Genomic DNA, 19,950 nt, shown 5'->3' with positions numbered 1-19,950 from the left:
GATTTACCTAAAATGTTGAATTCTATGCAAGTCGGGTGCGATCGCATCCAAGGTATCAGCACCAGTCTTCGTACCTTTTCCAGAGCCGACAAAGACTACAAAATTCCTTTCAATATTCATGACGGAATTAACAGTACGATTTTGATTCTCAAACACCGATTGAAAGCCAACGAACAGCGTCCAGCGATTGAAGTTGTGAAAGAGTACGGGAACTTGCCATCAGTTGAGTGCTTCCCCGGACAATTAAATCAGGTGTTTATGAATATATTGGCGAATGCCATTGATGCACTGGAAGAATCAAATCGGGAACGGAGTTTTGAGAAGATTAAAGCCCAAGCCAATTGCATCACGATTCGGACAGAAATGAAGTCTAAGGAGTGGGTGACGATTCGCATTTCTGACAACGGGCTAGGGATGGGAGATGAGGTAAAAGCGAATATTTTTGATCACTTATTTACAACCAAAGGCGTGGGGAAAGGCACGGGATTGGGTTTGGCGATCGCACAGCAGATTGTAGTTGAGAAACACTCTGGTATGCTAGAAGTGAACTCAACTTTAGGTCGAGGTACAGAATTTACGATTTCACTTCCATGTTGATCGGCGCGGTGTTTTTCTCCTCCCGGAGAGTGGAATAATATCATTTCGGGTAACACCGGAATGATGTTGACTGTTGACTGTCAACCGTCAACTGTCAACCGTCAACAATGAACTCGAATTTACTATTCCGATGCAACCGAAAACGATATAAATGGGTGATTAAGTTGCCGATAGGCGAGTTAAAACAAGCGTAAACTCGGAATTATCAAAGCGGGGTTTTTGATAAATCATATCAAGTTTGGTTGCATTCATACATGATGTTAACTGTCAACAGTCAACAGTCAACAGTCAACAATCAACAGTCAACAGTCACCTGACGGTGCAACCAAACTTGATATCACTTCCTACTCCAGCAAATTCTCCTTTCTTAATAGTTATACCGCCAGCTTTATAGTGACAGATAACTTCGGCAAAAGTCTTGATCCTTCCGTCGGACTAATTCACAAAGGAAGTTCGATCGCAAATTCCGTCCCCTCACCCAAAACTGAACTACAGGTTAAGGTTCCGCCGTGTTTTTCAACAATAATTCGGTAGCTGATGGATAACCCTAAACCTGTGCCTTTTCCTAGGGGTTTTGTGGTGAAAAACGGGTCAAACAATTTGCTGCGAACGTCTTCTGTCATGCCGATCGCATTATCGGCAATTTTGATGCAAATACTATTTTCGTTAAGGGCTTCGGTGCGAATACGAATAGTTGGTGTCCAGTCGCTGTCGCCCGTTAGCGAAGCCCTCGGAGAGGCTCGCCTTTTTTGGTTGCAAGCATCTTCTAGCGCGTCAATACTGTTGCTCGCCAGATTCATAAATACCTGATTTAGCTGACCTGAATAACATTCAATTAATGGTAATTCACCGTAATCTTTAATTATTGTGATTTCGGGATATTCGGATCTAGCTCGCAGTTTGTTATGCAAAATTATGAGCGTGTTATCTATACCTTCGTGAATGTTGGCCGGCTTCTTTGCCGAGTCGTCTAAACGCGAGAAGTTTCGCAAACTCATAACTATTTCGCGAATCCGATCTGAACCCATTTTCATTGAAGATAATATTTTTAATAAATCTTCTCTCAGAAATTCTAAATCGATGTTTTCAATATATTCTTGAAGTTCTACCGTTGGCTGAGGATAATGTGTTTGATAAAGTTCCACAAGCTGCAACAAGTCTTTCATGTATTGGGTGGCGTAGGAAATATTGCCGTAGATAAAACTGACTGGGTTGTTGATTTCGTGAGCCACTCCCGCTACCATTTGACCGAGACTTGACATTTTTTCGGTATGAATTAGGTGAGATTGGGTTTCTCGGAGTTCTTTGAGAGCGATTTCTAGCTGCTGGGCTCTGTTGTTGGCGATCGCCTCGGACAGCCGCAAAGCGTCCTCGGCTGCTTTGCGCTCTGTGATGTCAAAAATAGCGCCGTTGAGGGATAACATTTGACCGTCTGTGTGGAAAATGGCTTGACCTTTTTCTGCAACCCACCGCACATTTCCGTCGCTGTGAATCAGGCGATATTCGATCGCGTAAGGTTGCTTTGTCTGAATCGCGCGATCGATAAATTGCTCGATCGCCTCCGCATCATCGGGATGAACTATACTAGGAAAAGCCTGCACCGGTTGAATCATAAAGTTAGCTGCGGGGTAGCCAGAAATAGCTTCTATGCCGCTGCTGATAAACGTTAGGCTCGATCGCCCTGCCGCACTACAACGATAAACTGCGCCGGGAATGTTAGAAACTAAGGATCTAAATTCTTCTTCCCTTTCGCGCAAAGCTGCCTCAATCCGCTTGCGTTCGCTAATATCGCGAGCAAAGGCGCACTGATATTCTTTACCGTTAAATTCCAAATGGTCGATCGTAATTTCCACCGGAAAAATGCGACCGTACTTAGTGAGGTGGTGAACTTCAATATTAACAGAACCGCACCTTTTTAAGACTTTCCAGTGCAAACTCCAAGCAGTTTCTGGAAAATCGGGATTGATGTCGTGTATAGTTAGGTCGAGCAATTCTTCAGCAGAATATCCCAAGGAAGAGCAAGCCGCGTCGTTGACGTATACAAATTTACCGTCCGCTCCGATCCAGAATACCGCATCTGCCGATCGGTCGATCGCAAATTGAGCCAACTGCCACTTTTCCTCAACCCGGTGGCGATCGGCAATTTCTTTTTCTAACTGTTCGTTAAGCGAATTGACAATGGTTTCGGGATCGGCCAGCGCGATCGATTGTTTGGCAAATTCTCCTGTATGGATATCTGGGTTTTCGTAATTTTCTTCTACTTGTTTGAACAGCATTTTTTGAAGATCTTTTGTTTTATTTAAGGTTAATTGAGTCAGTGCTTTCGGCATCAGAGCGATCGTCGCTGCGGCTAACAATAAAAAAATTACAGCAGTTGCAGCTTTGAGAGTTACAGACAACCAATAAATAGAATGCCAAAGCATCCAAACTTGCATCAATTGAGCAGAGCCGCAGGCAAAAAGACCAACAGCAAACAGCCGTCCAATCTTGCTGCGAGAACCTTGGCGGGTAAAATAGACTAAAGATAGCGCCACAGAGCAATAAGCCAGAGCCGTCAGCGAGTCAAAAACAGCGTACAGTCGCAACTCCCGCAGCGCGTCACAGCCAACGGCGGAAGATACAGGAAGTGTGGCAAAAAAAATTGTTAATTGTTCTTGCATAAAGTTCAAGAAAATTTATCTGTACCAATGCAAATCCGCTCAAATACAATTATTTGATTTCTGGGAGTGAAATATTTAGATAATTATATACTTTTTTGAGTTGGTGTGAAACAACACTTCGGAGAGTTTTTGGACATCCCACCGTATAATCATGGTTTCGGGGCGCTTGAGGCACAGGATATGACTGCATGAAAATCAAGGTTTTCATACTGCGAGCTAAAAACTTAGTTGGCTGATGCGCGCTGAATTCAGAAACCGGGTTTCTTCGTCGTATATTTCTCGCTATCAAACATAAATTGTGTAGAAACCCGGTTTTTCGCCCCTGCGCTTCAACAGCAAACAGAAAACAACAAACAGTAGACAATAGTCCCCGCTCGCGTGCTTTGTAAAGCACCAGAGTTCCCGACAGCACTGGGAGCATCTGGTGTTTTGCAAAAAGCATTTTTTTATTGAGCGTGCGATCGTCCCCGCTGGCGTATTGTACTCGCGAGCAGGGACGATCGCACTCTAAAGGCAAAACACCAGATGCTCCAGACAGCAATTTTCAGAAAAAATGCTTTTTCCCAGCCGGAAATGCTCCCAATTAGCAGACTTTTAAGGCAGCGCAAATATCAATTTTTGCGCTTATTAATAATCCACAATTAATTAAGCGGCTCCAAGCACCCAATGCACCAAAGTCCGAACTCCAAAACCTGTAGCTCCGGGGCCGTTGTAGCCGTTTTCTTTCTCGATCCAAACCGGGCCGGCAATATCTAAATGCGCCCAAGGAGTATCCTTGACAAACTGCTTCAAAAAGAGCGCCGCTGTAATCGAACCACCGGGACGGGGGCCTGTGTTTTTCATGTCAGCGTGCAATGCTTTTAAACCATCAAAATACTTCTCTTCCATCGGCATTCGCCAGAACTTTTCGCCAGCCAATTCTGAGGCGGCGACTATTTCGGCGGCGACGCTATCTTGAGGACTCCACAAACCGGCGATATCTTCGCCCAATGCAATTACGCAAGCGCCTGTCAGAGTTGCTAAATCGACAATTGCATCAAGTCCCAATTTATCAGCAAATACCAAAGCGTCAGCCAGAGTTAAACGCCCTTCTGCGTCGGTATTGTTGACTTCAATTGTTTTGCCGTTGGAAGCTGTGAGGATGTCTCCAGGGCGCATGGCGCGACCGCTAATCATGTTTTCGGTGACGGCGCTGATAAAGTGAACTTCGACATCTGGTTTGATGTGTCCGATCGCCTTTGCCGCTCCCAGGGTAGCCGCAGCGCCGCCCATGTCTACTTTCATCATTTCAATGCCGCTGCCGGCTCCTTTGATGTTCAAACCGCCGGAATCAAAGGTCAATCCTTTGCCGACAATTGCTATTTTGCGGCGCGGTGTACCTTCGGGTTTGTAAGTTAAATGGATGAATTTAGGCGGTAAATCGGATGCTAGGGCAACGCCGAGAAAGGCTCCCATACCTAGTTTTTCACAGTCTTCCCGCTCCAGTATTTCTAATTCTAAACCGCATTCTGCAGCTAGACTTTGAGCGGTTTCGGCCATTGTAATTGGGGTGACATAATTGGCCGGCGCTGCGACTAATTCCCGTGCTAAAATGACTCCGGCAGTGATTTGGCGGGCGCGGGCGATCGCACTTTCGGTACCGGCAAAACCGAGCAACTGAATTTGTTCTACCTGCGGGGTTTTGTTGTCTGGTTCCGATTTGAAACGGTTGTCTTGATGCAGGGAGAGTTCTACACCTTCGACGATCGCGCTTGCTGTAGCGTCCGCTGCGTTTTTCCAGACAGGAAAGCTAATTCCGAGGGTTTTACATTTCTCTTTTTTGGCTAACTTGGCGCAAACGCCTGCAGCTTGCCGCACGGTGTCTAATTTTAAGTCTGGGGCTTTTCCTAAACCGACGATCGCAATTTTGCGAATCGGATTGTTGCCGCCGACTCTGGCGATCGCGCTGGTGCCGGTTTTGCCCTTAAAATCTACTTCCTGAATCAGCTCTTTTAAAGTGCCTGCGAGTTGTTCGTCTAATTGTGCCAAATCGCCCGTGAGTTCCAAAGCGTCCTCAAATAGACCAATTGCTAGGGCATCTCCCGTCCAAGCAGAACGCGGCGTATCGGTGACTAGAAATTCCATGTTTTGATTTACTGTTTAGATTTGAGATTTTTGATTGTACTTTGTTGTGGGCGGTTTGTGGTTTTTCCTTGGTGCGCGTAAATATATCGATCGCACAAATTCCCCGCTCCACATCAAAATAAATTCTGGTACTATATCAGCGTGGAACCGGCTCGATGCCAGCGATGGCATGGAACAGCCAGGATGCCTGTGATGCCTCTTGACAACAGATCGGTTTTCTATTCTTAATTATCTGAAATTTTCCCATGTTAAAGCAACGTAAAACCCAACTTTCTATTTTAATCAGTGTTTCAGTTTGCGTGATGGTGCTCGGCTCTTTGGTGGCTGCGGCAAAATTGATGGGTGTCGGCCCGTTCCAGAAGGCTCAGCAGCCCCTAGATGCAGCGAATTCTGCTGCGTCGTCGGTTAAGATGCTCGTCTCGCTCTCACCCCAGGAGCGATCGGCGAAATTAGTTGAACTCGCCACCCTGCAGCCTGCAAGTACCAACCCCGGGCAGGAAATCTCCCCTCAAAGTCGCGCCCGCTACCTGCTTGCGAGCGATTTAATCCAGCAAGGAGATGCCACCAAAGCATTAGAATTATTGGACAAACTAGAGCAACAATATCCTGTTTTAGCCTCTCATATTGCCCAAAAACGCGCCCAAGCTTACGAATTAAGTGGCGACAAAGGCAAAGCACAAAAAGCTTGGCAAGAACTGCTAAAAAATTATCCCAACGACCCAGTAGCAGCGGAAGCTTTATATGTTTTAGGCAAGTCAAAACCGGAATATTGGCAGCAGGCAATTACTGAATTTCCCGCTCATCCGCGCAGCATAGAAATTGCCCTGAAGAAGTTAAAAGAAAATCCCAACCAGCCGCAGTTGATGCTGCTAGTAGCAAAACACGGTCATTATGTCAAAGATTACGGTACATTATTAGAACAATTGGTGCAGCAAAACAGCGCTAGTTTGAAACCCGAAGATTGGGAAGAAATTGCCTTTGGGTATTGGGAAAAACAGGATTACGGCAAAGGAGCAATTGCTTACGGAAAAGCTCCCCGCACCGCCAAAAATCTTTACCGGAAAGCTCGCGGTTTGTGGCTTGACGGCAAAATTCCAGAATCAAAAATTGCCTATCAAGAATTAATTGCGGCGTTTCCCGATTCCGAAGATACTGGTTTGGGTTTAATTCGGCTGTCGCGACTGAATGAGCCCAAGGATGCGATGGTTTGGCTCGATCGCGCGATTAGCAAATTTCCCAATTATGCCCCCGAAGCTTTGCTAGACAAATCCAAACTTCTCGACAAAGCAAGCAGTGCTAAATCCGCCTCAGATACCCGCAAATTGCTATTGACAAAATACAGCAATTCTGATAAAGCAAGTGAGTTACGTTGGGCGATCGCCCAACAATATGCCAAAGCCGGAGATTTAAAATCAGCTTGGCAGTGGGCGAGGGAACTAACCACCAACAATCCCGACAGCGAACCAGCGCCAGAAGCAGCATTTTGGGTGGGGAAATGGGCGCAGCAACTCGGCCGCGACCAAGATGCAAAAACATCATTTGAATACACCATTTTACGCTATCCCGAATCATATTTTGCATGGCGGTCGGCTGTACTTCTCGGCTGGCCAGTAGGCGACTTCACCACAGTCCGAGATTTGTCTCCCAAGGTAGTGCGGCCGCTTCAGCGCCCGGAACCAAGCGCAGGTTCTCCAGCATTAAAAGAACTCTATCAACTAGGTCAAGATAAAGATGCTTGGACGCTGTGGCAAATAGAATTTATCGACCGCATCGAACCGAGTATTTCCGAACAATTTACCGACGGTTTAATGCGAATTGGAGTAGGAGACAACTTAGACGGTTTGTGGATGATTGGGAGTTTGCGGCAGCGCGAAAAACCAGACGATAGAACCGAATACCTCGCCCTCAGACAGCAGTCGGCCTATTGGCAAGCATTATATCCTTTTCCGTACCTAGAAACCATTGTTAAATGGTCTCAAGAGCGCCAAATAAATTCATTATTAGTGACAGCATTAATCCGGCAAGAATCGCGATTCATGCCTGGTATTAAATCAGTAGTTGGCGCGACCGGTTTAATGCAAGTAATGCCGGAGACAGCCACTTGGGTTGCTGAGAAAATTAATCTCAAAAAATATTCATTGGAGAATATAGACGACAATATTAAACTCGGAACTTGGTATTTGGATCACACTCACGACGAATACAAGAATAACTCGATGTTAGCTGTGGCGAGTTACAATGCCGGGCCGAATGCAGTAGCAGATTGGTTGAAGAGATTTAGCTTTAGCGACCCGGATGCTTTTGCGGAAAAAATTCCGTTTCCTGAAACGAAAGGATACGTAAAATCGGTGTTTGAGAATTACTGGAACTATCTGCGGATTTACAATCCAGAAGTTAATCAGTTAATGAGCGATAATTATGAGGCTTCACAGAAAAAAGCAAAGTAAATTATTCGTGGTGTGGGGGCGGGTTTATCTAAATTGTTGCTAATCGTTATATATTTTGGGTGAACCTGCCCTACAAAATAGGGTTTCTTAGGGGCGAGTTCACCAATCATAATCGCCCCAAACAATCTCAAAAACCATCCCCACCCAACAAATAATCATCAGTAATTGACCGGAGATGGTATCAGCGACATCCCAAGGAATCGCGAGTAGAAATCCCTGTTTGAGAATTAATTCCGCTGGCTTTCGCGCACAATTCTTTAACTTGTGCGCCATCCATAATTGCGTCAGTAAAATCAGCACCGGTGATATCAACTCCATCAAAAGTAGAACGCAACAAAATTGTTTCTACTAAAATGGCATCGCTTAAATCAGCCTTAGTAAATTTAATTTGATCGATCATGGCATTAGTTAAATTTGCGCCGTGCAAATTCGCCTCAGTCATCACCGAAGCGCTCATAATTGCTCCCCGCAAATCGGCATTAGAAAAATTAGTTAAGTCCATATTAGCGTTAGAAAACTCAGCAGCCCGCAGCATTTGACCGGAAAAATCGCGTCTTGTGAGTTCGGCGTTGCTAAAGGACAGCGGCGGCGCGTAATATTTAGATTGAGCCAGGGCTGGCCGCGGGAGGATGAAGATAGTTAGCGCTAAGAGGAATGCTGCTAGTTGCCGGAGTTTCATAAGTCTGATATTCTCACAAGGTGGGTATTTTGTAGTGTATCCCGAACTTTGGTCGATCGACTAAACAGTTACAATCTCAATTAATAGTGATGGAGATGAAAAAAGCGATATGTTAAGTTTTTTCTTAACTTGGATAGTGGCCGCAGTTTCGCTGGTGATTACAGCTAACATTGTACCAGGTATTGCGGTGGTTAGTTTTCCGGCGGCGATGGTGGCTGCTGTGGTGATCGGATTGGTGAATGCGGTTGTTAGGCCGATTATTACACTGCTGACGCTTCCTTTGACTGTGATTACTTTAGGTTTGTTTTTGTTTGTTGTGAATGCAATTTCGCTTTCCTTGGCTTCCTGGTTGGCGGGTATATTCAATATTGGTTTTGCAGTTAACGGTTTTTGGCCTGCTTTGTTTGGTTCGATTGTTTTGTCGTTTGTTTCTGGGTTGATTGGTCGTTTTGTGAATCCGGGCACTTTGGATTAGGAAGATATTATCCCAGATAGTCGATCGGGCAAACAGCAACCGCTACTGTAACAGAGCCTAGTTTTTTTTCCGATCGAAAGATTTTTTTGGGAACTAAGAGGGGATGGGAAGCGCCCCCAAACGCAGATAAACGCGGATGACTGATGGATATCTGCGTTTTTTGGTGTTGGTGTGCGGTTACAATTTGGGCGATCGCACAAAGTGCAGCCGCTTCTGCTACACTTTTAGTCCCGACCTTTTGCGCTACCACATTGGAAGGATTCGGAACTTCTACAAAATTTAAAATATCAGCAGCAAAGGTTTTTAACGGCCAGTTTCGCCCAGCACAAAGTTCGAGCAAACCGACTTCACCTGCTTTAGTATCAACAGTAGCAATACCTGCGATCGCACTTTCGGCCAAATGAGCGCCCCGACAGACATTTTGAATCGCAGTTTCGATTAATTCCCGTGGCGTTCCGCCTTCGCAACCTATCCCTACCCACAACACTCGCGGGTGCAACTGAACCTTTGGTAAAGTAGATTCCGGTGCAAATCTTCTCTGGGTGAAACTAATCCAAATTCGCCCTTTGATAGTTGACAGATTTTCCCCTTCCCAATATAAGGAATGATTGTCTGGCAGACTGTTTTGCCACAAAGTAGAACCCACTTCTTGAATTACTTCTACAGTTTCTCCTCTCTTCATAGTTGCCGCTATTCCCGCCCAGTCGCCTTCCCCCCGATTCCAAGCGCTGGGAAAGTCTAACATATCTAACGTAAACTCATCCTTCATTATTCAGTTATTTCTTATGTAGTTTCACTGCGACCGCAATCTTAAAAAAAATTAACACTTTGTTTATTGAAAATTTTGGTATAATTGTAGCACAAACTACAAAAAATCCAACATTTAAGATGGTAGAACTAAATCAGTTACTGTTAGAGTTTGAAAGAAACGTCAAATCGGAACAAGTCACAAAAGAATGGAAAGAGCGCCGGGAAAGTTGGGTTAGCGATGTGGCAGCATCAGTTAACCTGACATATCTAGCAAAATTGCTAGTTGAATTTGAATCCAACTTGCAGGGGGAATCGGTTGATATTCAGTGGAAAGAGCGTCGGAACAGTTGGGTAGAAGAATGTCTGGGAGCATCCATTGTTCAAGAAGTATCAAGTTTATTGCTGGAACTAGAAACCCAGACAAATTCGGAAGCTATGGCTGATGAATGGCCGGATAATCGCGAGACTTGGGTACAGCAAATGCACAAGTTTAAGGAGTAGTTTCGACAATTCAGAGCCTGTAAATATGCGTTTTCAGGCTCTAAATTTTCCTAATGACTAATGACTAAAGCATTCGGATCCACAATCGTATTTTGACTGAAGCACGCGACTGCAAACATTCCCACAAATACCTGAGCGACAATCTTCGGATTCATCTTTGGATAAACTTGTTTTTGCATCGCCGTTTCCCAAAAAGCCACATCGCTCATTATAAAAAAAAACAGTCTAAATCAATAAAATTTGTAATAAAATAGCACAAACTGCAAACAATAAAACATTTAATATGGTAGAAATGAACCAGTTACTGTTAGAGTTTGAAAGCAACCTCACATGGGAAGCTGTGACGAAAGAATGGAAAGAACGTCGCGACAGTTGGGTGAGTAAAGTGCAAGCAGCCGTAGAACCGTCACAGCTAGCAGAATATCTAATTGAATTGGAATCAGACATCCAGTGGGAAGCGGTACAGAGTCAATGGAAACTTCTCCGAAAAAGTTGGAGAGAAGATTGTCAGGCAGTATCGACTCTGGAAGAAGTATCAAGTTTATTGTTGGAACTAGAAAGCAATACAACTTGGGAAGTATTGTCCGATGAATGGCAGGATATTCGGGAGAATTGGGTACAGCAAGTGTACGAATTTAACGACGAGTAGTGTCAGCGAGGCAGAGCTTTGTTAGTATGGGTTTTTAACCCCTGTCTAAAAGCGAAAGTCTTCTGGCATAGGACTAAATAACTCATGGGAGCATCTCAGCATTTAGGTGTGCATTTCGGTTAGTGTTAACTTAGATGCCCGCTCCCCAGCGCTTGATATTAAATCCGGTAGCATCGGAATTATATAGTGGGAGTGTCCCCGAAGAGCGATCGACAAATTCGCTCTTCAATGACTAATGACTAATGATATCAATTCCGGTTGCACTCATACATGATGTTAACAGTTAACAGTAAATTTACTCTTGCGATGAAGAGAGGATTTGATATGACTACTGACTACTGACTACTGACTACTGACTACTGACTACTGACTACTGACTGCTGACTACTGACTAATCCTTAACTAAAACGCCGTTCAGAAAAATATCCGCTAATCCTTCGGCCATTTCCTGCATTTCTTGCGGAGAAGCATTCGGTTCCCCAATCGTATTTTGACTGAAACCGGCTACTGCAAACATTCCCAAAAATACCTGAGCGACAATCTTCGGATTCATCTTCCGATAAACTCCTTTTTCCATCGCCGTTTCAAAAAAAGCCTCAGCTACAACGCTCATTTTTCCGATGACTTCTAACTGAATGCGATCGCGCAAATCCGGGTGAAACTGAGCCTCCAAAAAACATACCCGCATCATATCGCTATTTTCGCGGATATTCAGCATCCGCCGGCGCATCACCTGAGCCACTGCTTTGTAATTGCCCATCTCGCTCAATTCTGTTAGCAAATCTGTTAGTATTTCCACCCATCCTTCCGTCGCCACCTGAATCAAAATCGCTTTTTTATTATCAAAATGCCGAAATAGCGTACCCTCAGCCACCCCCGCCGCCGCTGCTAAATCGCGAGTTGTCGTACCGTCGTATCCGCTGCGGGCAAACAAGCGCACAGCCGCTTGTAAAATCCGCTTTTTGGTTTCTGTTTCTGAAGGAGGAGACTGATTAAAAATTCGCATGGCTTTGCAATCGGTAATTGGTGACTTGGAATTGCGGGTTTGGGACGGGCGGGCGAAATAATGTTAAGTTTTAAGTTGTGCGCGGCTTTAATCTTAAACTTCAAACTCCTCGCCGAGATCCAGATTCTTTTTGAGATTGGCTGTATCAGCCTAACATCTGCGGCGCAACAGATCGCTTATGCCTCCAAAAATCTTTATCCTTAGAAAAGCATCCCTGGCATCGATCGCCAACATTTATTTGTTTGACAATCCAAAATCCCCAATCTAAAATCTAAAATCGAATGACCCCGCAGTTCCAAAAACCACGCGCGGCGAAGCTATCCCCTAGGGAATCGCCCCGCCCAACTCGATTCATCGCCTCCCTGCTGGCTGCTGTAATGCTGTGGTGGGGAATTTGCCCTCAAATCGCCTCCGCCCGCGAGAACCCCGCTAACGGCTCTCCAGCAGTGTCTGTTCAACCGTCGCTCGATCGAGTAATCAAGCAAGTCACCGAATTCAAGCTCGACAACGGCATGACATTCATCGTACTCGAAAGACCCCGATCGCCCGTAGCATCGTTTTTAATTCACGCTGACGTGGGAGGCGCAAACGAACCCGACGGCCAAACCGGAGTCGCCCACTACCTCGAACATTTAGCCTTTAAGGGCACGCCAAAAATCGGCACTACGGACTACAAAGCCGAAAAGCCGCTGCTAGAAAAACAAGACGAACTCTTCGAGCAAATGCAAGCAGCCAAGGCGATCGGCAAAACTGAAGAAGTCGCCAAATTTAGAGCAGAACTGGACAAAGTTGAAGCAGAAGCAGGGCAATTTGTCAAGCGCAACGAATTCGGCAAAATAGTCGAACAAGCAGGCGGAGTCGGACTAAATGCCGCTACTTCTACCGACTCCACCATGTATTTTTACAGCCTCCCAGCTAACAAATTAGAACTGTGGATGTCGCTGGAATCAGAGCGATTTCTAGAACCTGTATTTCGGGAATTTTACAAGGAAAAACAGGTAATTTTAGAAGAACGGAGGCTGCGAACTGAGAATTCTCCGATCGGACAAATGGTTGAAGCTTTTGCCAGCACAGCCTTCTCGGTTCATCCCTACCGCCGCCCCGTAATTGGCTACACCGAAGACATTAAAAACCTGACACGAGAAGACGTGCAGAAGTTTTTTGAGACTCACTACATCCCCAGCAAGCTAACAGCAGCGGTGGTAGGAGACGTGAAAGTTTCGGAAGTGAAGCGACTCGCTCAAATTTATTTCGGCCGCTACAAAGCGAAACCAGCGCCTTCTGACTTGGAAATTGTGGAGCCTCCGCAAAAGCAAACTAAGGAAGTCACGCTGAAGTTAAAAACTCAACCTTGGTATTTGGAAGGATATCACAGGCCGGCGATGAATCATCCCGACAATGCGATTTATGAAATTATTGGTTCTTTGCTCAGCAACGGCCGCACTTCTAGGCTTTACAAGTCTTTGGTAGAGCAGCAGCAACTGGCGCTAGCGGCTCAAGGTTTCAGTGGCTATCCGGGGGAAAAGTACCCGAATTTGATGTTATTTTACGCTCAAACTGCTCCGGGCAAGACGGTTGATGAAGTAGCTGCGGCTTTGAGCAAGGAAATCGATCGCCTGAAAAATGAGCCGGTTTCTGCTATGGAATTGGAGCGGGTGAAAACTCAGGCGAGAGCGGGTTTGTTGCGATCGCTCAATTCTAATATGGGCATGGCTTTTTCGCTGCTGGACTATCAAGTAAAAACTGGTTCGTGGAAAAATTTGTTTAAGGAATTGGATGCGATCGCTGCTGTTTCGCCTGCTGACATTCAGCGAGTTTCTCAGGCAACTTTCCGCCCGGAAAACCGCACGATTGGTAAGCTTTTGTCGCTTTAATCAGAAGGAAGAAGGAAGAAGGAAGAAGGAAGAAGGAAGAAGGAAAATTTGTTTCCCGACTCTGCCCCTTCTTGCCAACTTAGCTCGTTTCCAGGCTGTGCCTGGAAATGCAGATCCCGAGGCTCTGCCTCGTCGAATTTCAAATCAGCGAGGCAGAGCCTCTAGATATCGGTTCCCAGGCAGAGCCAGGGAACCAGTTAAAACCAGTTAAACCAGTTAAAAAGGTAAAAAACACTCGTTTCCAGGCTCTGCCTGGAAATGCAGATCCCGAGGCTCTGCCTCGTCGAATTGTCAACAGATTAAACTTAGGAGAAAGAATGACAAGGACTAAATTGAAACTAAAAAAAGTAAAGTTATTTCTGCTATCACTTTGCATTTTTACTGTTTCATTGGGCACGTTTAATTTGTTACCTTCCTTCGCGGCAGGGCCAAAACACTATGACGAATTAACATTCCCGGCGGTGCCAGAAATTAAACTGCCTAAATACACTCGCTTCGAGCTAAAAAATGGCATCCGAGTTTATCTGATGGAAGACAGGGAACTCCCGTTAGTCGGGGGAACGGCGCTATTTCGCACGGGCGATCGCTTTGAACCTGCGGATAAAATTGGACTGGGAGGTTTGACGGGAGAAGTGATGCGAACTGGCGGCACGGGCCGGCATACGGCTGATGAATTAAATCAGTTGCTAGAACAGCAAGCGGCTGCGGTAGAAACGGGGATTGATGTTACTTCTGGTAGCGCTAATTTTAGTGCTTTAGCTGAAGATTTGGAATCGGTGTTTGACTTGTTTGCGGAGGTGATTCAAGAGCCAATTTTTGCTAAGGAAAAGTTGGATTTAGCGAAGAATCAAACTCAAGGTGCGATCGCCCGCCGCAATGACGATCCTAACGATATTACCGGGCGCGAGTTTGAAAAGTTAATTTATGGCGATCGCAGTCCCTACGCCCGCACGGTAGAATACAAAACCCTCGCAAATATTTCTCGCGACGATTTGGTGAGTTTCTACCAGAAGTATTTCCACCCCAAGAATATGATTTTGGGTATTTCTGGTGACTTTGATACTGCTAAAATGCGATCGCTCGTGGAGCAAAAATTCGGGAATTGGCAACCGACTCAAAATGCAGAAGTGCCAGCGCTACCAACGGTATCGCCCGCAAAGGAGGGCGGCGTATTTTTTGTAAACCAGCCACAATTGAGTCAAAGTTACGTGCAGATGGGACATTTGGGCGGAATGCTCAACAGTCCAGATTACGGTGCTTTGGACGTGATGAATGGGGTTTTGAACGGTTTTGGGGGGCGTTTGTTCAATAATGTGCGATCGCGCCAAGGTTTAGCTTACACAGTTTACGCCGCTTGGAGTCCGAGATATGACTATCCGGGGGTGTTTGTCGCTGGTGGCCAAACGCGATCGGACGCGACAGTACCGTTTATCAAGGCAATTCGCGCTGAGATCGATCGTATCCGCACCGAACCGATTACCGCCGAAGAATTAGCTTTTGCTAAAGATTCCACCCTCAATTCTTTCATCTTCAAATTTGAAAATCCCAGTCAAACATTGTCGAGACTAATGCGCTACGAATACTACGGTTATCCCGAAGATTTCATTTTTAGCTACCGCCGCAGCATCGAAACAGCCACAATTGCCGACGTGCAGCGCGTAGCCAAGACTTACTTGAAACCGGAGAATTTGGTAACATTAGTAGTGGGAAATACTGCGGCCATTCAACCGCCACTATCGAGTTTGGGAAATGCGGTAAAAGTGCAATCTGTTGATATCACAATTCCGTCCGCGACTTAATCGATGATTCATGTGACGCACCAGACTATTGTGTGGTGCGTCACTGTGAGATTGTGAATCTAATTTGTAAATTTTCGAGTGCGAACCTTACGGCTGATGAATAATATAATGCAATACGGTTTACTTAAGACGATCCCCCCTAACCCCCCTTAAAAAGGGGGGGGATCAGAATGCCCTCAAATTCCCCCTTCTTAAGGGGGATTTAGGGGGATCTCCGGGGCATAAATATGTTAAGTGAACCGTATTGTAATATAATGAATATAACCACGCAAGAGCAATTCGAGTTAATTCTAAGTTCTAGTATAGAAAATCAAGAATTCATCAGATTAACTTTAGGGAAGTATAGAGGAGGAGAAGACGGTTTAACTAAAATTATTGTGAGAATTGTAGAATTAAAAGCAAGCATAAAGCTTTCTTTCACCTATAGTTACAAAACTAAGGAAATAGTCAAAAATTACCCAATCGAAGAGGGATTAGATTTAATCAAAACCCTTATTTGCAGTGAATTTATGAGTATTAGATTATTTTCGATCGAGCAAGATGTTCAACTGGAATATGGCAAAAATAAAAACCCTAAAATTAATTTTCTTAAGCCAACTTTTACCAATCCTGTTGATACGACTCCGCAGCAACACGATCGCAGGAAGAAACGGTATATTGAATCAGAAAATAATGTATATCTCAGAGCATTAGGCATTACCAATAGTCAAGGTAATGTCGTAAGAACGATGGAAGATAAGTTCAGACAGATAAATAAGTTTGTGGAAATCATACATGGCTTAGTTGAATCATCAGAATTGGCAGAAAAAAGTCATATTTCTGTAGTTGACATGGGTTCAGGCAAGGGATACTTAACCTTCGCAATATATGATTTTCTGAACAATATTTTAGACAAGAAAGCATCGGTTATTGGTATAGAAAGCAGAATACATTTAGTGGATTTTTGTAATTCTGTTGCCCAATCAGTTAATTTTGAAAGGTTACATTTTAACCAAGGAAACATCAGTAACTATAGCGCCGAAAAATCAGACATAACCATCGCACTTCATGCCTGCGATACTGCAACAGATGATGCAATTTATAAAGGGATACAGTCTGATTCTTCTTTAATCATCCTAGCACCATGCTGCCACAAGCAAGTTAGGAAAGAAATTCATCCGAATATGGTTTTGAAGGATCTCCTAAAGTCTGGTATTTTGCTGGAGAGGCAATCGGAAATAGTTACTGATGGATTAAGAGCGCTTTTACTTGAATTGTCTGGCTATAAAACTAAGGTTTTTGAGTTTATAGCTGCTGAACATACGAGTAAGAATATAATGATTGTGGGAATTAAAAGCAATCATAGTATCAATAAGGAGCAGATTATTGGACAAATCAAAGAAATTAAAAAACTTTATGGAATAAACTTTCACTATTTAGAGACTTTACTATTTCCCCACTTCTTTCTTTCCCCCGATCTAGCCGATCTAATTAATGCTTAGTTGGTAAGCGATCGCCCTATAATACCAATTTGAACCCGATCGCATTCAAGCAGTAATCCTGGGTTTGAAGTGCCCTATGGTCAATTTGGATTGAGTAGCGATTTGCCCGATCGCCCGATTCATGTCAGCCGATCGATATCAACACCCAACTCCCGCAACTTAGCCGCCAATAAATCCGCCCGCAACCGTTCATGTTCCGCCCGCAACCGTTCATATTCCGCCTGTTCCGAACTCCACAGCAGCAAATTTCCAGCTTCATCCCACCAGCGCAGCCAATTCATAGTTTGGCCCAGCCGTTCCCCCGACCAAATCCCCAGCCACAAATCTAACTCTGGAATCCGCACCCGCCCTGACGCATCAGCAGCCTGCGTTTCATAGGCTCCATTGAGCAAATACCGCACTTCCAGCTTGGGCTCGTAGGGGTCGTAAGTCACATAGGTGGGCACTTGCAGAATCTGTTCGTAGAAGTAGAGCTTGCCGTAGGGAGGAGTCGATCGCACGGACAATTCGCTGTAATCTTCATTAGACAAAAACTCCATCACCACCGATACCGGCGCACCCTCCAGATTCGGCGTGTAACTGCGGCGAATCGTACCCTCTGCGACTTGATGCACTTCCGGCACGAAAAACCAATCCGGTGCTTTGACGACAGTCTGCTTATTTACCGTCGCTACCAGTCCAAAATTGGAACCGATCAGGGCGATCTGTTCAATGCGTCCAGCGGCACCCAGAGTATCGGTAAGAGCAGCAGCAAGCGGCGGTTGTTGAATATTTTCCACAGGATCGTCCGGTAAAACAAAGTCGGCTGGTAGGGCTTCCCAAGTGACATTTGGTGTTGTGGAACTTGATAAGATTTGAAGAACCATTAACTCATACCATTTGAGATTTTATATTTGAAATTACTCGTTACCAGGCTCCAGCCTGGTAACGCCGGGAGGTTCTGCCTCCATTTTACCAAGCGAGGCAGAGCCTCTGGATATAGGTTCCCAGGCTGGAGCCTGGGAACCAGTTAATTTTCCGCACAATCCTCAACTAAAAATCAATAGTCAAAGGCGCTCTCGGAAACGGAATTACATCGCGAATATTCCCCATTCCCGTCATGAATTGCACCAACCTCTCAAACCCCAAACCAAAGCCAGCGTGAGGCACAGTACCGTAGCGGCGTAAATCCAAATACCACCACAACTCCTCCTTATTCATACCCTGCGCTTCCATGCGCCGCTCCAACACATCCAGCCGTTCTTCCCGCTGGGAACCGCCGATAATTTCCCCAATATTCGGAGCCAAAACATCCATTGCTCGCACGGTTTTATCGTCTTCATTTAAACGCATATAAAATGCTTTAATCCCGACTGGATAATCGCTAACAATCGTCGGCTTTTTAAACAAGTCCTCAGCCAAATAGCGCTCGTGTTCCGACTGCAAATCCAAACCCCAGCTTACCGGAAAATCAAATTTTTTGTCGGCTTTTTCCAAAAGTGCGATCGCCTCCGTGTAAGTAATCCGCTCAAACTGATTGTTAATAATATTTTCAGCAGTAGCCAAAACCGTCTTGTCAATCCGCTCGTTGAAAAACTCCATATCCTCCGGGCAATGTTCCAAAACGTACTTAAATATGTACTTTAAAAACGCCTCAGCCAAATCCATATCACCCTGCAAATCGCAGAAAGCCATCTCCGGTTCAATCATCCAAAACTCAGCCAAATGTCGCGAAGTATTAGAATTTTCCGCTCGAAAAGTCGGCCCAAAAGTGTAAACATTGCCGAAAGCCATTGCCATAACTTCCGCTTCCAACTGGCCGCTAACTGTTAAATAAGCGCGCTTTCCAAAAAAGTCCTTCGCATAATCAACCTCTTGCGAATCCGTGCGCGGCACATTCTTTAAATCAAAGTTAGTAACGGCGAACATTTCCCCCGCACCTTCGCAGTCGCTAGCAGCGAGAATTGGAGTGTGAACCCACAAAAAGCCGCGTTCCTGAAAAAATTGGTGTACCGCCGCCGAACAAGCATTGCGGACTCTAAACACAGCGCCGTGAGTGTTTGTGCGCGGCCGCAAATGGGCGATTGTCCGCAAAAATTCCAATGAATGGCGCTTTTTTTGCAGCGGATAAGTTTGCGGGTCTGCTTCGCCGTAAACTTGTACTTGTGATGCTTTTAATTCAATTCGCTGTCCTTTCGCAGGTGACGCTACCAGCACTCCCGACACCTCTAAAGATGCACCTGTATTAAGTTGTTTGAGTATATTTTCAAAATCCGGCAAATCAGCATTGATGACTACCTGCAAATTAGCCATCGCCGAACCGTCGTTAACTTCCACAAAGGCAAATTCTTTTAATTCGCGCTTAGTACGAACCCAACCTTGAACAGTGACAGTTTCGCCCGGTTCACCACCGCGCAAAATTGCTGCAATTCGTTGACTTGTCATAATATCCACTCCTATTTATTTAATATTTTGCACCAAAATTCTCTCTTTTCTCTTCCTCTGCGCCCTCTGCGCCCTCTGCGGTAAAAAAAATCATAAATCCCAACATAATTCAACCCGCATAGGATTTCAAAATCCAACCGATCAAAATGCCGAGTCCCCCAAAGCGAACTGCTTGCCAAAAAGGTTGTTTTATGCTTCCCCAAGAAAACAGGCTGCTTTCTAAATTTAACTCGATCGTTTCCAATTCTTGCTCAATTTCCCGCAATTCTTGCTTGAGTTGCGGCAATGGATTTTGGCGCAGAGACTGGCGCACGTCTTCGCGCCGGTGCCCGAGTTCGTCTTGGCGCTGTCGATCGACCTGAATTTGAGTGTAACGCTCTTTGACTGCCGCGAGCGATCGCTCCACTGCTGCGATCGCCTGCACAAACTCATTTTCTTGCTCTTTTTGATTTAACTCTGACGGCTGTTGAGGCATTTCGATCTG

At 45.2% G+C, this 19,950-nt stretch carries 18 protein-coding genes and 1 pseudogene; 10 read left to right on the top strand and 9 right to left on the bottom strand.

Annotated features, from left to right (window positions below; genetic code table 11):
- Positions 1-597 (top strand): sensor histidine kinase (locus QUB13_RS15680; RefSeq protein ID WP_333382279.1); only part of this gene is annotated, 597 nt, incomplete at its 5' end.
- 440 nt (positions 598-1,037) lie between these two features.
- On the opposite strand, the gene QUB13_RS15675 is transcribed toward QUB13_RS15680, so the two are convergent.
- Both QUB13_RS15675 and QUB13_RS15670 read right to left on the bottom strand, forming a co-directional pair.
- Positions 1,038-3,257, bottom strand: coding sequence for a PAS domain-containing sensor histidine kinase (locus QUB13_RS15675; protein ID WP_333382277.1), 2,220 nt, complete (start codon positions 3,255-3,257; stop codon positions 1,038-1,040).
- A 645-nt stretch (positions 3,258-3,902) separates the two neighbouring features.
- Positions 3,903-5,381: a leucyl aminopeptidase gene (locus tag QUB13_RS15670; protein WP_333382275.1), complete on the bottom strand. Its 1,479-nt coding sequence runs from the start codon at positions 5,379-5,381 to the stop codon at positions 3,903-3,905.
- 34 nt (positions 5,382-5,415) lie between these two features.
- Here QUB13_RS15670 and QUB13_RS15665 point away from each other — a divergent pair, with 34 nt between their 5' ends.
- Positions 5,416-5,574 carry a hypothetical protein gene (locus QUB13_RS15665; RefSeq protein ID WP_333382273.1) on the top strand — a complete coding sequence of 53 codons (159 nt, stop codon included), beginning with the start codon at positions 5,416-5,418 and terminating at the stop codon, positions 5,572-5,574.
- A gap of 52 nt (positions 5,575-5,626) precedes the next feature.
- Complete coding sequence (locus QUB13_RS15660) at positions 5,627-7,828, top strand: lytic transglycosylase domain-containing protein (RefSeq protein WP_333382270.1); 2,202 nt, start codon at positions 5,627-5,629, stop codon at positions 7,826-7,828.
- 181 nt (positions 7,829-8,009) lie between these two features.
- Here QUB13_RS15660 and QUB13_RS15655 read toward each other — a convergent pair whose 3' ends face one another.
- On the bottom strand, positions 8,010-8,507 hold the full coding sequence (locus tag QUB13_RS15655; protein WP_194066377.1) for a pentapeptide repeat-containing protein: 498 nt from the start codon (positions 8,505-8,507) through the stop codon (positions 8,010-8,012).
- Between the two features lie 109 nt (positions 8,508-8,616).
- On the opposite strand from QUB13_RS15655, the gene QUB13_RS15650 reads away from it, so the two are divergent.
- Positions 8,617-8,982, top strand: a complete 366-nt coding sequence (locus QUB13_RS15650) for a phage holin family protein (RefSeq protein ID WP_194066400.1) — start codon at positions 8,617-8,619, stop codon at positions 8,980-8,982.
- A 7-nt stretch (positions 8,983-8,989) separates the two neighbouring features.
- On the opposite strand, the gene QUB13_RS15645 is transcribed toward QUB13_RS15650, so the two are convergent.
- The gene (locus QUB13_RS15645) at positions 8,990-9,751 is read right to left on the bottom strand and encodes a cobalamin biosynthesis protein (protein ID WP_333382268.1); all 762 of its coding nucleotides are present in this window, start codon (positions 9,749-9,751) and stop codon (positions 8,990-8,992) included.
- A 119-nt stretch (positions 9,752-9,870) separates the two neighbouring features.
- On the opposite strand from QUB13_RS15645, the gene QUB13_RS15640 reads away from it, so the two are divergent.
- Positions 9,871-10,233, top strand: a complete 363-nt coding sequence (locus QUB13_RS15640) for a hypothetical protein (RefSeq protein WP_333382265.1) — start codon at positions 9,871-9,873, stop codon at positions 10,231-10,233.
- A gap of 68 nt (positions 10,234-10,301) precedes the next feature.
- Here the strand turns inward: QUB13_RS15640 and QUB13_RS15635 are convergent.
- A pseudogene (locus tag QUB13_RS15635) lies at positions 10,302-10,442 on the bottom strand (TetR/AcrR family transcriptional regulator); the annotation flags it as partial.
- A 74-nt stretch (positions 10,443-10,516) separates the two neighbouring features.
- Between QUB13_RS15635 and QUB13_RS15630 the strand changes: the two are divergent.
- Entirely contained in the window at positions 10,517-10,882 is a 366-nt protein-coding gene (locus tag QUB13_RS15630; RefSeq protein ID WP_333382263.1) for a hypothetical protein, read from the top strand.
- A gap of 391 nt (positions 10,883-11,273) precedes the next feature.
- Here the strand turns inward: QUB13_RS15630 and QUB13_RS15625 are convergent, their stop codons facing one another.
- A complete protein-coding gene (locus tag QUB13_RS15625) occupies positions 11,274-11,888 on the bottom strand; it encodes a TetR/AcrR family transcriptional regulator (RefSeq protein ID WP_333382261.1) in 615 nt (204 codons plus the stop codon).
- Positions 11,889-12,169: 281 nt separating this feature from the next.
- Between QUB13_RS15625 and QUB13_RS15620 the strand changes: the two genes are divergently transcribed.
- The 4 genes from QUB13_RS15620 (at position 12,170) to QUB13_RS15605 (ending at position 17,042) form a co-directional block, all read left to right on the top strand.
- Complete coding sequence (locus tag QUB13_RS15620) at positions 12,170-13,762, top strand: M16 family metallopeptidase (RefSeq protein ID WP_333382259.1); 1,593 nt, start codon at positions 12,170-12,172, stop codon at positions 13,760-13,762.
- Positions 13,740-13,973, top strand: a complete 234-nt coding sequence (locus QUB13_RS15615; RefSeq protein ID WP_333382256.1) for a hypothetical protein — start codon at positions 13,740-13,742, stop codon at positions 13,971-13,973. The genes QUB13_RS15620 and QUB13_RS15615 overlap by 23 nt, the downstream gene beginning before the upstream one ends.
- 106 nt (positions 13,974-14,079) lie before the next feature.
- Positions 14,080-15,561: a M16 family metallopeptidase gene (locus QUB13_RS15610; RefSeq protein ID WP_333382254.1), complete on the top strand. Its 1,482-nt coding sequence runs from the start codon at positions 14,080-14,082 to the stop codon at positions 15,559-15,561.
- Positions 15,562-15,815: 254 nt separating this feature from the next.
- The gene (locus tag QUB13_RS15605) at positions 15,816-17,042 is read left to right on the top strand and encodes a class I SAM-dependent methyltransferase (protein ID WP_333382252.1); all 1,227 of its coding nucleotides are present in this window, start codon (positions 15,816-15,818) and stop codon (positions 17,040-17,042) included.
- A 119-nt stretch (positions 17,043-17,161) separates the two neighbouring features.
- On the opposite strand, the gene QUB13_RS15600 is transcribed toward QUB13_RS15605, so the two are convergent.
- From QUB13_RS15600 to QUB13_RS15590, 3 genes are all read right to left on the bottom strand, one after another.
- A complete protein-coding gene (locus tag QUB13_RS15600; RefSeq protein ID WP_333382250.1) occupies positions 17,162-17,908 on the bottom strand; it encodes a Uma2 family endonuclease in 747 nt (248 codons plus the stop codon).
- 166 nt (positions 17,909-18,074) lie between these two features.
- On the bottom strand, positions 18,075-19,466 hold the full coding sequence (asnS, locus tag QUB13_RS15595; RefSeq protein WP_333382248.1) for an asparagine--tRNA ligase: 1,392 nt from the start codon (positions 19,464-19,466) through the stop codon (positions 18,075-18,077).
- 109 nt (positions 19,467-19,575) lie between these two features.
- Complete coding sequence (locus QUB13_RS15590) at positions 19,576-19,941, bottom strand: DUF2203 domain-containing protein (protein ID WP_333113783.1); 366 nt, start codon at positions 19,939-19,941, stop codon at positions 19,576-19,578.
- Positions 19,942-19,950: the final 9 nt, after the last annotated feature.

The organism is Microcoleus sp. B4-D4 (assembly GCF_036705185.1).
Classification (GTDB): domain Bacteria; phylum Cyanobacteriota; class Cyanobacteriia; order Cyanobacteriales; family Microcoleaceae; genus Microcoleus.
The sequence above is the reverse complement of the archived record's forward strand: the minus strand, read 5'-3'. Positions and strand labels throughout refer to the sequence as shown.